The sequence below is a fragment of the Mesorhizobium sp. P3_A9 genome (assembly GCF_056402975.1).
Window position 1 is genome coordinate 1 of record NZ_JBFUGJ010000189.1, and the last position, 11,626, is coordinate 11,626.

General features: G+C 63.2%; 10 protein-coding genes. 2 read left to right on the forward strand and 8 right to left on the reverse strand.

What is annotated here, in order from left to right:
- Together AC1DX0_RS22410 and AC1DX0_RS22415 are read right to left on the reverse strand one after the other, a co-directional pair.
- The coding region (locus AC1DX0_RS22410; protein WP_477356891.1) for a two-partner secretion domain-containing protein at positions 1 to 1,646 on the reverse strand (1,646 nt) is incomplete at its 3' end.
- Positions 1,647 to 1,655: 9 nt separating this feature from the next.
- A complete protein-coding gene (locus tag AC1DX0_RS22415; RefSeq protein WP_477219898.1) occupies positions 1,656 to 3,254 on the reverse strand; it encodes a ShlB/FhaC/HecB family hemolysin secretion/activation protein in 1,599 nt (532 codons plus the stop codon).
- Between the two features lie 502 nt (positions 3,255 to 3,756).
- On the opposite strand from AC1DX0_RS22415, the gene AC1DX0_RS22420 reads away from it, so the two are divergent.
- Together AC1DX0_RS22420 and AC1DX0_RS22425 are read left to right on the forward strand one after the other, a co-directional pair.
- On the forward strand, positions 3,757 to 4,671 hold the full coding sequence (locus AC1DX0_RS22420; protein WP_477219899.1) for a hypothetical protein: 915 nt from the start codon (positions 3,757 to 3,759) through the stop codon (positions 4,669 to 4,671).
- Between the two features lie 187 nt (positions 4,672 to 4,858).
- A complete protein-coding gene (locus AC1DX0_RS22425) occupies positions 4,859 to 5,725 on the forward strand; it encodes a hypothetical protein (protein WP_477356893.1) in 867 nt (288 codons plus the stop codon).
- 239 nt (positions 5,726 to 5,964) lie between these two features.
- Here the strand turns inward: AC1DX0_RS22425 and amaB are convergent, their stop codons facing one another.
- The 6 genes from amaB to AC1DX0_RS22455 form a co-directional block, all read right to left on the reverse strand.
- Positions 5,965 to 7,479: an L-piperidine-6-carboxylate dehydrogenase gene (gene amaB / locus AC1DX0_RS22430; RefSeq protein ID WP_477219901.1), complete on the reverse strand. Its 1,515-nt coding sequence runs from the start codon at positions 7,477 to 7,479 to the stop codon at positions 5,965 to 5,967.
- Positions 7,480 to 7,676: 197 nt separating this feature from the next.
- Entirely contained in the window at positions 7,677 to 8,951 is a 1,275-nt protein-coding gene (locus AC1DX0_RS22435) for an RNA polymerase sigma factor (protein ID WP_477356895.1), read from the reverse strand.
- Positions 8,948 to 9,322: a YciI family protein gene (locus tag AC1DX0_RS22440; protein ID WP_095199302.1), complete on the reverse strand. Its 375-nt coding sequence runs from the start codon at positions 9,320 to 9,322 to the stop codon at positions 8,948 to 8,950. Before AC1DX0_RS22440 ends, AC1DX0_RS22435 begins: the two co-directional genes overlap by 4 nt.
- Positions 9,323 to 9,421: 99 nt before the next feature.
- Positions 9,422 to 10,513 (reverse strand): DNA topoisomerase IB, encoded by a 1,092-nt coding sequence (locus AC1DX0_RS22445; protein ID WP_477219903.1) that lies wholly within the window; start codon positions 10,511 to 10,513, stop codon positions 9,422 to 9,424.
- Positions 10,514 to 10,582: 69 nt separating this feature from the next.
- Positions 10,583 to 11,281, reverse strand: a complete 699-nt coding sequence (locus tag AC1DX0_RS22450) for a glycosyltransferase family protein (protein WP_477219904.1) — start codon at positions 11,279 to 11,281, stop codon at positions 10,583 to 10,585.
- A 41-nt stretch (positions 11,282 to 11,322) separates the two neighbouring features.
- Positions 11,323 to 11,626: hypothetical protein (locus AC1DX0_RS22455; protein ID WP_477356897.1), on the reverse strand; the 304-nt coding region annotated here is incomplete at its 5' end.

Here is an 11,626-nt window from a genome sequence, read left to right on the forward strand (position 1 = left end):
GTCCCAGATGTGCTCGCCTTGATCGCGCTGCTGGCAAAGCTCACCGTGCCAGTCCCGGTGCCCGAGCTGTCGGCGCGGAGATTGATCGCACCGCCTCCGGAGCTCGTCAGGCTCGCATTGACCACAATATTTCGATTGGCGTTGAGCGTAAGCGAATTGCCGCTCGCCCATGTCACGGCATTGGCGACCGTGATGTCGCCGGTCTGGCTGCCGGCGGTGCCGGTCGTGAGCGTGACATTGGCATTGGCGAGCGCGCTTTGCAGCGTCGAAACGCGCAGGATCGAGTTGTTGCCGCTGGCGGTGTAGGTCCCCCCTGATCCGGAAGCAGCAGGGGATCCTGTCGTTGTCTGGATCGTCAGATTGTAGGGATCAAGCAGCAGGTACCCCGTATCGCCGAACCGGGCGCTCAGATCGACATTGCCGTCGAAATCGAGGACGCCATGGCTCGACACCTCGGTGGACCCGCCATTGCCGCCCTGCTCGCCGCCGCGCGCCGAGATCATGCCCTCGAAGCCCGTCACCGCATCGGACCAGACAATGACGGTGCCGCCATCGCCGTTACCCGTCGCATCGGCCTTGATCGTGGTCGCCGCGTCGATCTCGGTGGTGTCGGCGTGCTGGAGCGTGCCTGAGCCCCGATAGTCGCCGCCGATCTTCACCGTGCCGCCGCCATCCTTGCCCGAGGCATCGACCTTGGCTGCCTTGAGCTTCAGTTTGCGGCCGGTGACCGTGACCTTGCCGCCCTTGCCGCCGGCTTTGGCCGAGGCATCGAGCGTGCCGGTGATTTCGACGGACCCCTCATCGCCGCCGAGCACGATGGCGCCGGATTGGCCGGACACGGTGCGGGCCTCGATGACACCGGACATGTTGACGGCCTGGCGTGCGGCATCGCGCACCGCAGCCACCTTGAGCTCGACTGTCCCGCCATCAGCGCTGATCAAGCCGGAATTGCTGACCAGCGCGTTGCTCCCATCCGCCTTGGTCGGCACCGAAACCTGCAAAAAGCCGTCGCCGGAAAGGTCGAGCGTCGCCTTCTCGCCCGACCCCAGCCCGACCTTGCCCAAGGGCACGCTGATCGAGCCGGCATTGTCGACGCTGCCGCCGATCAGAGCCGCATAACCGCCACGGCCGATCGAGACGGAGCCTTCGTTTGAAACAGCCGCCGAGGCGCCTTTGCCCTGGAACGTGAGCTTCCCTGCCTTGAAGTCGTCATCGCTGATATCGAGCGAGGAGCCGACGAAACCGGCGGCACTGACCTTGCCGGTCTTGGAGATGGCGATGCCATTGGGGTTGACGAGGAAGACCTGGCCATTTGCGTTGAGCTGGCCGGCAATTGTCGATTTGGTGCCGCCAGTGACGCGGTTGAGCATCGTCGAGGTTGATGTCGGCTGGTCGATGTTGACGGTCGCCCCAGCACCGATCGAAAAACTCTGCCAGTTGACGATGGCCGAGTTTGTCGACTGCTTGATGTCCAACTGCGAGGACGACGGGTTCGAGATGGTGACGCCGCCGGAGGCGACGCTGCCGCCGGTCGGCAGTTGCTGCGCCCGCGCCGAGGTGAAACCGACAAGCGCGGTCGAGGCCAGCAACAGCGCCATCAGCGGCGCGCTGGTGCGGTTGCGGCGGTATGGTGGGTGGCTTCGCATGCTCACGCCTCAGAACTGGATCGCGCCGGCGAGCGAAAAGCGATCGCTGGTCGGCACATGGTCGTCGCGATGCTGGCGGCCCCATTCAAGGGTCAGGCTGGCATTGGTCGGATCGCCCGCAAGTGCCGTGCCGACCTTCAGCCCAAGCCCGTATGACGCACCGACGATGTCGGCCGTCTCGAGCACGGTCGGCATTTCGAGATGGACCTGGCCGACAGCGCCGAAGACATAGGGCGACAGCGAAACAATGCCGCCGGTGAATGGCACGTACCAGGGCGAGGATACCTCACCGCGCAGCACATAGCCGGAATCGCCCTGCAGGGCGCCGGCGTCGAAACTCGACAGGCCGTTGGCGCCGGTGAGCCCGATCTGCTCCGACTGCAACAGCGGCTTGCCGAACGAGGTCTGCGCGCGGGCATAGAGGTCAAGGCCGAGATGGGTGGCCAGTGGCTGGCTGTAGCTGGCCGAGACCTCCAGTTTCTGGAACGCGGCGTCGGCGCCCTGGCGCGACAGCGGCAGCAGTGGCGTGGCGTCGGCTGCGGAACGCGCGCCGAGCCCGTCAATGCCGAACGAAGCCACGACATTGCCGGTAAAGACCCCGCCGAGCGGCGTGAACCAGGTCGCGTCCGTGCCGAATCTGATGATGCGCAGCCGATCCTCGGCGATCGGCAGCGAGATAGGCGTCACCGCATTGAGAAAATCGTTCTGCGCGTCGAAGGAGAGTTCGCTGCTGACGGTCAGTTCGCGGCTGCGGATCCAGGAATAGCGAAGCCTGGCCGAATAACGCTCGAATTCACTGCCGAAGCCGAGCGTGCCAGGCTCGGCGGTCGGATCGGCGCGTGTGCGGGTGGCTTCCAGGTTGAGCGTCAGCCCGTCATAGCCGATCGGCACAACGATGCCGGCGGCATAGTTGCGGTTGCGCGGAGCATCGGTGAACAGGCCGCTCTCGCCGCCATCGGGATAGCCGCCGATGCGCACATAGACGAGCTCGCCGAGGCCGAGCAGCGAGTTGAAATCGACGCCGACGCCGGTCGACCAGCGCTGCAGCGATGGCGACAGCGAGTTGTCCACGGTGACCTGGCCGCCAAGCGGACGGTACTTGCCGTCGATGACCAGCACGCTGGCGCCCTTGGCGGTGCCGGCCTGCAAGGTCGAGCGCAGCCTGGCGCCCGGCGTGTCGCCGGCCAGAAGCAGTTTGCGCTCGATCGCTGACAGCTTGATGCTTTTTTGCCCGACCAGCGGCGCCAGCGTTGCCTCGACCCGTCCGCGTATGCGCTCGGGCAGGTTGCTGGTGTCGATCCGTTCGAGGTAGCCGTCGATAACGACGAGCCTGAGCCTGGCGCCGTCATTGAGCTTCTGCGCCGGCAGCACGACCCGAACCAGCGCATAGCCGGCGCGGCCATATTCAGTCTCCAGCGCGCGCGCCGCCGCAAAGATTTCCGCCGCCGTCACCGTGCGATGGGCGAGGCCCGCGACGATCTTGCGCGTTGCCTCGGCCATGTCGGGCAGGCCGCCCTCGACGCTGACATCCCTGAGCTTGACCTGCAGCTTCTCAGCGCCCGCCGGCGCCTCGAGACCCGATCCTTCCGGGATCGTAACGCCAGCCATGTTGGCCTGCGGCGGTGGGCGGAAGGTTGGCGGCGTGATCTGGCTGGCCGTCTCAGCGAATGCACCGGTGGGGAGCCATAGACATATCGAAGCGGCGAGCATGGCGGACCACCCACCACGCGCCCCGGGCCTGCAGGAAACAGGCAGGCCTTCGGCTTGTTTGCCAATCGCGATCTTGCTTCTATACTTCACCCGGCCACTCGTAATTCGAGGTACATGCGGGCAAGGCTTCGCCGCCGGGCGATCTCTGATCGCTCGTCTTTGCCGCCGTTTCTCGAATTCATGTCCGAAAGGCATGCCCCCGCCCCTCGGATGACGCGGAAACTATGCCTGGCCCTGATGAAGGTCAATTCAACCTGCGGCTGTTCGGCTGACTATTATTGGGAGGGGTTTTCGAAGCTATAGCAATTAGTTAGCAAGTTGCGCCGCCAACCTGTCGCACTTTGACCGGTCCAGTTCTCGGCATTTGGTACCTCTGGACACAAGTGTTGAAGGCTGGAAAATGGGCAACGAAACTCCGCTGTCCGAGTTGATTCAAGTGATCAGGAGATCCGCGCTGAAACTGGAAGACATAGCGGCCCATCCGGCCTTGCACCGCTACGTTCAGGAACAGTCGCAGTCCCTGATCCGAATTTATGAGGAAACCCCGCGACTGGCTTCCATCTTTGCCACGCAGCAGCGCTGGCTGATGGCCCATGTCGGCCTGGCCATGCATTTCAGGCGCGATCCGAACGACCGCCGCAAGGAACTGACAGTCTCGCGTTTCATCGAGGTCGTGCACAAGAACGCCGTGGCCAGCCGCAACACGGCGGACGCATTCATCAAGGAGATGTTGCACTACAACATCGCCGAGTATGTCGCGGGCGGGGACGGCCGCACCCATCCCTTGCAGCCGACAGCGGCCACCATTGAGAGATTCACCGGCTGGGTGATGGCCCATCTGCGCACGCTTGACCATATCGATGGCGGCGACCGGCTGACCAGATACCTGGACCGGCCCGACATGCTTGCCACGCTGCAGCCCCTAGTGGCCGACGGCCTGCTTGCGTCAAAGCCGGTGCGCGAACCCAACCAGACCTTTTCCCTGTTCATCTGGCTCAACAATGGCGGCATCGTCATGGATTGGCTGATGTCCGGCATCGATCCCGACCATGCCGGCCTGGAACAGATTCCAACCAGCGTGGTGTCGATCGGCGACTTCGCCAAATGGCTCAAGCTGTCGCGGACCCATCTCGGCCGCAAACTGCGCACCGCCGAGGAACTCGGCAGCATCGGCTGGCTTGGCCAGCGTGGCCATTCGGTGATGTGGGTGTCGCACGGCTTCTATGAGGAATACATGACCGTCCAGGCCGCCAAGCTGGCCGTCGTCGACAACGCCTTCAAAGCATGCTTTCCGCCATCGCAAGGCGGCGGCTGAGCAGCCCCGCGCACAAGGGCGAATTTCGGGGGAACTCGTGAAGCGGATTTCCGTCTGGAATTAAGTCGAAACTTCCACTGTACACATTCACTCACTATTGACGGCCGGCGTCTGGACACGAGCCGCGAAGGCTGAAAATGTGGTTTTCGCGTCTTCGCAACAAGGGGGCTTATCGCAGCGGGGGAGAATGGCGCTCACATTGGAAGAGATTGCCGGCCATCCGGCATTGCATCGCTGTGTTCGCGTCCAGGCGCAGGCGATGAACCAGACCTATGAGACGAACCCGCGGCTTTCCTCGGTGTTCGCCACGCAGCAACGCTGGCTGATGGCGCATATCGGCCTCGCCCTTTATTTCAGGCGCGAGCCCGACGACTATCGCAAGGAACTGACGGCGGCGCGTTTCATCGACGTGATCCGCCAGAATTCGGTGGCCAGCCGCAACACCRCCGACGCCTTCATCAAGGAAATGCTGCACTACGGTTTCATCGAGTATGCGCCCGCGACACAAGATGGCCGCATCCGCCCCCTGCAGCCGTCGGCGGCCTCGCTGGAGCCGGTTACCCTCTGGCTGATGGCGCATCTGCACACGCTGGACAGTCTCGACGGTGCGAACCGCCTGGCCCTCTTCCTGGCACGGCCGGACGCACTCGCCATGGTGCAGCCAGGGATTGCCGATGGCTTGCTCTCGTCCAATCCGGTGCGCGAGCCCAAGCAGACCTTTTCCCTGTTCACCTGGCTCAACAATGGTGGCGTCGTCATGGACTGGCTGATAGCGGGCGTCGATCCGGATCATGCCGGCCTCGATCGAATCCCGACGGGTGTCGTGTCGATGGGTGATTTCGCCAAGTGGCTCAARCTGTCKCGAACCCATCTGGCGCGCAAGCTGCGCGATGCCGAGGACCTCGGCAGCATCGGTTGGCTCGGCCAACGCGGCAATTCGGTGATGTGGATGTCGCCCGATTTCTACCAGGAATACATGACCGCCCAGGCGGTCAAACTGGCCATCATGGATGCCGCCCTCACCGAGGCCTTTGGTTCGGCGACAGGCCGCTGAGCGGTACGGCATCCCCCATGCGGGGGATGCACGAACCCGTCATGCCGTTAGCACTCCAATTGTCGCTATGCGCGGCGCTATGATTGGAGAGGGACCTGCATGAAAAAGCGTTACGAAAAGCCGACACTGGACAAGCGTCAGAAGCTGTCCAGCGTCACTGCGGCATGTACGCCCTCCACCTGTGTCGATTGATGCTCGCCGAGCTTCACCGACACTTACGCTGAGCTGACTCGGCGTTCTCAATCGATGTCGAACGAGACGCCCTGGGCAAGCGGCAGCGCCTTGGAATAGTTCACCGTGTTGGTGGCGCGCCGCATATAGGCCTTCCACGCATCGGAGCCGCTCTCGCGGCCGCCGCCGGTTTCCTTTTCGCCGCCAAAAGCACCGCCGATCTCGGCCCCCGACGTGCCGATATTGACATTGGCGATGCCGCAGTCCGAACCGTCGACACCGAGGAAGCGCTCGGATTCCTGCAGGTCGCGGGTGAAGATCGACGACGACAGGCCGGCGCCAACGGCATTGTGCTCGTCGAGCACGGCGTCGAAATCCGAATATTTCATCACATAGAGGATCGGCGCGAAGGTCTCTTCCGTCACCGGCGACACTTGGCTTTGCATTTCGACCAGCGCCGGATGCACATAATAGGCATCGGGGTGGCCATTTTCGACCCGCGTACCGCCGGTCACCTTGCCGCTATGGGCGGTGGCCTCCTTCAGTGCCTTCTGCATGGCATCGAAGGCCGCCTTGTCGATCAGCGGCCCGACCAGCGAAGAGGTCTCCAGCGGATTGCCGACCGAAACGCTCTCGTAGGCCTTCTTCAGCCGCGGCACCAAGGCATCGTAGACGCTCTCATGCACGAACAGACGCCGCAACGTTGTGCAGCGCTGGCCTGCCGTGCCCATGGCGCCGAAGGCGATGGCGCGCAGCGCCATGTCGAGATCGGCGGTCGGGCAGACGATGCCGGCATTGTTGCCACCCAATTCCAGCACGGCGCGCGCAAAGCGCTTGGCCAGGCGCGGGCCGACATCCCGGCCCATGCGGGTCGAGCCGGTGGCCGAAACCAGCGGCACCTTGGGATGGTCGACCAGGATTTCGCCGACGGCGCGGTCGCCAATCAGCACCGGCGCCAGGCCCTGCGGCGCATCAGTGCCGAAACGTTTCACCGCGCGCTTGAAGATCGCCTCGCAGGCAAGTGCGGTCAGCGGCGTCTTCTCCGACGGCTTCCACACCACCGCGTCACCGCAGACCAGCGCCAGTGCCGCATTCCACGACCACACCGCGACCGGGAAGTTGAAAGCCGAAATGACACCGACGACGCCGAGCGGATGCCAGGTTTCCATCATGCGATGGCCCGGACGCTCGGTGGCGATGGTCAGACCATACAACTGCCGGGACAGACCGACGGCGAAATCGCAGATGTCGATCATCTCCTGCACTTCACCCAGCCCCTCGGATGGGATCTTGCCGACCTCGATCGACACCAGCCGGCCAAGCTCGGTCTTGTGCGCACGCAGTTCCTCGCCAAGCAGCCGCACCAGTTCGCCGCGCCGGGGACCCGGCACCATTCGCCAGGACTGGAACGCCTTGTGTGCGGCATCGATGGTCTTGGCCGCATCGGCCGGCGAGATCGTCTTCAGCGCCGCGATCTCTTCGCCCGTCACCGGGCTGCGCACGATAAGGTCGCCGCCGACAAGTGCGTCCTTGGCCACACCCAGTTTCGCCAGCAGCTCAGCTGTTTCCTTCGCTATGGTCATTTTTGTCCCTTTCAGATCCCGTCATGTGGCGTCGGATCAAACCGCCGCCATGTCGCCCGCGCGCCGAAAAAAGGCACTTCAGGCACAGTCATGGCGTGGCCTTACTCGTTTCAGGGGAAAATCGCCACCCCGGCATGGTCCAAGCCAAACTTGCACGATTGAGCCAGGGACGATTGAGCCAGACGGGCAGACGCGGCTCAGTTGGCCTTTTTCGCCGGCGCGCGCACGGCACCGTCTTTCATCAAGCGGTCGATATGCATGCGGATATGGGCCGCTTCCGCCGCCGTGTTGGCAAGCGCGATGGCGCGATCGAAGGCGACACGCGCCTCCTCGCCCCGGTCGAGTTGCATCAGCAGCCCGCCCTTGAGACCGAAGAAATGGAAATAGCCGGAAAGTCTTTCTTCCAGCGGCTCGATCATGGCAAGCGCTGCCTCCGGGCCCCGTACCTTCGAAACCGCCACCGCACGGTTGAGCGTGATGACAGGCGAGGGCTGCATCTGTTCGAGCAGGCCGTAGAGCAGGTCGATCTCCACCCAGTCGGTGTCCTCGGCCTTCTCTGCCCGCGCATGCAGGGCGGCGATCGCCGCCTGTACCTGGTAGGGGCCGGGCTTGCGATGGCGCAACGCCTTGTCGACCAGCGCCAGCCCTTCGTCGATCATCTTGCGGCTCCACAGGCCACGATCCTGGTCCTCGAGCAGCACGATCTCGCCATCTCCGTCGAAACGGGCCGGGGCGCGGGCATGCTGCAGCAAAAGCAGCGCCGCCAGCCCCATGATCTCCGGCTCKGTCTGGAACAGCCTRAGCAGCAGSCGGGCCAGCCGAATCGCCTCTTCGCAGWGTGGCGCACGGGCCGGCGCCTCGCCGCTGTTGGTCGAATAGCCYTCGTTGAAGATCAGGTAGACCATSGCCGCGACAGCCGCGAGCCGCTCGGAGCGCTCGACCGCACCTGGCGTCTCGAACGGTACGCCGGCGTCGGCTATGCGCGCCTTGGCGCGGGTGATGCGCTGCTCCATGGCGCTCTCGCCAACCAGGAAGGCGCGCGCGATCTGCTTGACGGTGAGGCCGGAGACGATGCGCAGCGCGACTGCGATCTGCTGTGTTGCCGGCAGGTCGGGATGGCAGCAGATGAACAGCAGCCGCAATATGTCGTCGCGGTAGTGCGCGCCGTCCAGCCGCTCGGCAATATCGCTCTCGGCATCTTCCAGATCGGAAATCTTGTCCTCTTCCGGCATCGGCGCCTGCTTGGCGCGCTTGCGCACAGCATCGATGCCGCTGTTGCGGCCGACAAAAATCAGCCAGGCCGCCGGATCACGCGGCGGCCCGTTCTGCGGCCAGTTCTTCAGTGCCCTGAGGCACGCATCCTGGAAAGCCTCCTCCGCCGTATCGAGATCGCGGAAATAGCGCAGCAGCGCGCCCATCGCCTGCGGGCGGGCGGCGCTGATCGCGGAGCTGATCCAGGCCAGTTCGGTCATACGGCCACCTTGGTGGGATTGAACACCGACACCGGCCGGATCTCATAGGATCCTCCGCTCGGGTTGACCTCGGAGAGCTCACGGGCGAATTCGACGGCCTCGTCGAGATCGGCGCATTCAAGCGTATAGAAACCGAGGAACTGCTCCTTCGTCTCGGCGAACGGCCCGTCGATGACCACCGATTCGCCCTTGACCTTCCGCAGCGTCGTCGCCGCCGTCGTCGGCAAAAGCCGCGCTACCGGGCCGAGCCGGCCGGCCTTGGCGTACTTGTCCTGAACGTTGAGGAGATTGGCCATGACTTCATCGTCCTGCGCCTTGCTCCATGAGCTGACGACGTCTTCGGAGGCATAGCAGAGGATGGCGTAGAGCATATCTGGTCCTTTTCTGTATCAAAGGACGAAACAGTAGGACCGATCCCGACACGACGTCGATAAAAAAATCCGGATGGAGCGACCGCCAATTGCTGCGCGTCACCCTTCGTGCGTCTTCAACCATCTCAACACGAGAGCCTCCTCGTCATCGAGACCCTCAATGGACCGCTTGCGCTTGTTGGCTGGCGCCATTTCATCAAGCAATCGCGCCTGCGACCAGGCCTCGAAAACCTGCGGGTGGATATAGCATTTGCGGCAGACGGCCCGGGTGTTGCCCAGCCGCTCGGCCACTCTGTCGATGACGCTGTTCATCACCCGCTTTTGCTGCGCCTGGCTGTCGGGCAGTTCCGTCTGCGCAAACAGCGACGCGGCATGGATGGTGCCGCCCCAGGTGCGGAAATGCTTGGAGCTGAACGCATCGCCGGCGGCGTCCCGGATGTAGCCGTTGACGTCGTCGGAGCGAACGGGGCGTCTGTTGCCGTCCTCGTCGAGATACTGGAACAGCTTCTGGCCCGGCAGCTCCTGCGCGCCCCGAACGATCCCGGCGATGCGGCGGTCGACCAGCTTCAGTTTCCATTCCTTGCCGGATTTACCCTTGAAGGCGAAGCGCAGGCTCGATCCCTTGATGTCGACATGGCGGTCACGCAACGTCGTCAGGCCGAAGCTCTTGTTGTCGCGCGCATAGGCGGCATTGCCGACGCGGATCATCGTGTTGTCGAGCAGCCAGACGACCGCGGCGACGACGCGCTCGAACGGCAGGCCGTGACGACGCAGATCGCTGTCGATCGTGCGCCGCAGCTTGGCCAGGCTTTCGGCGAAGGCGACGAGGCTCGAATATTTGGCGCCGTCGCGTTCTTGCGCCCATTGCGGATGATAGCGGTACTGCTTGCGCCCTCGCTGATCCCTGCCGGTCGCCTGGATGTGGCCATCCGCGTCGGGCGAGATCCAGACATTCGTCCAGGCCGGCGGAATGACGATCGCCTCGATACGCGCCCTGGCGGCATCCGAGACGGGCTTCCCGTTCGGTCCCTTGTAGGAAAATCCCTTGCCTGTCTTCAGCCGCCGGATGCCGGGCTCGGCATCGCTGACATAGTTAAGTGCGGCGTCCCTGGCCGAGATCTGCGCCCTTGGCCGTGGATGATCTTCCCCTCCAATCGGCCGACCAAAATGCACCTCTGATTTGTCCAGCATGTCCACTCCACCGGATTATCCGAAGATAAGCAACGGATCGTCCGCCGGTTCCGAACGGCGGATGAAATGCTATCTTTTGGCCTCGGGCGCGAGATCGGCCATCCACATCTGGCCATCATCGACATGGTGCGGCAGGTACTCGCGACCGGCAGCGATTGACTCGAAGCGAGCATTGGTCTCGTCGGCTAAATAATCATAGCCGATGTCTTGCATCTCATGTTTGGGATCGAGCTGCCGGTAGAGAGCTTGTCGGCCCGAACGCCGCTTGGGCTCGATCATCTTGAGATGGTATAAATTCAGATCGCTATTCCTCTCCTTGAACCCAATGCCCTCAGGATACCAAAGTCCGTGCAGGTCCTTCGATCGGTATTGCGCCGGATCGTAGGCTCGAAAAAGACGGTGCTGGATCTTGGTACCCCAGATGCCGTCCACTCGGTAATCCGTCGATGAATACATTTCGCGGAAGTGAAACCCCCACGCGATGCGCCGGCGGCGGCTGGTCAATTGTCCAATTCGATCAGCCGTCGCGTATTCCAGCCGTTCATCAGGATCCACGGCCAGAATCCAGTCTGCCCCAGCGTCACACGCCGATTCGAGCAACAATCGTCTCCGATGGGTCTCGCTGCTGAAAATGCCCTGCGCCTGGCGGTCATCGAAGGCGATCCAGCCATCAACGATTGGGTCCAGATTGGCGAGGAGGTCAGGCACCAGATGCGCATCATAACGATAGCTGAAAACCGCGATCGTTCTCTGACGCGTCCAGAACAATCTGCCGCGCCGCCAGCGCCTTGGCTTCATGTGACTAGAGATCATCCCTGCGTCGTCCGTTTTTTCCAGTGGTTGCGGGCGCCGAGATACACGCCGACAGACTTCACGAATAAAACCAAGGAAACGACCGGCATCAATCGCATGGCGAAGGTCCGTTCCGCTCCGGACAGTCCGATCCGGGCTAGTTTTCGAACCTGCCGACGATCCCGAAAAGTGGAGCGGGCAAGTTTAAAAGGGCTGGTCTGGGTTGTTCCGGCAGAATAGGCGCCGTTGCGATAACCGCGCTTGCATTGGTCGACGATAAGGCCGAGCAACCCCGTCTCGTTGCGATGGATCGTCCTAACC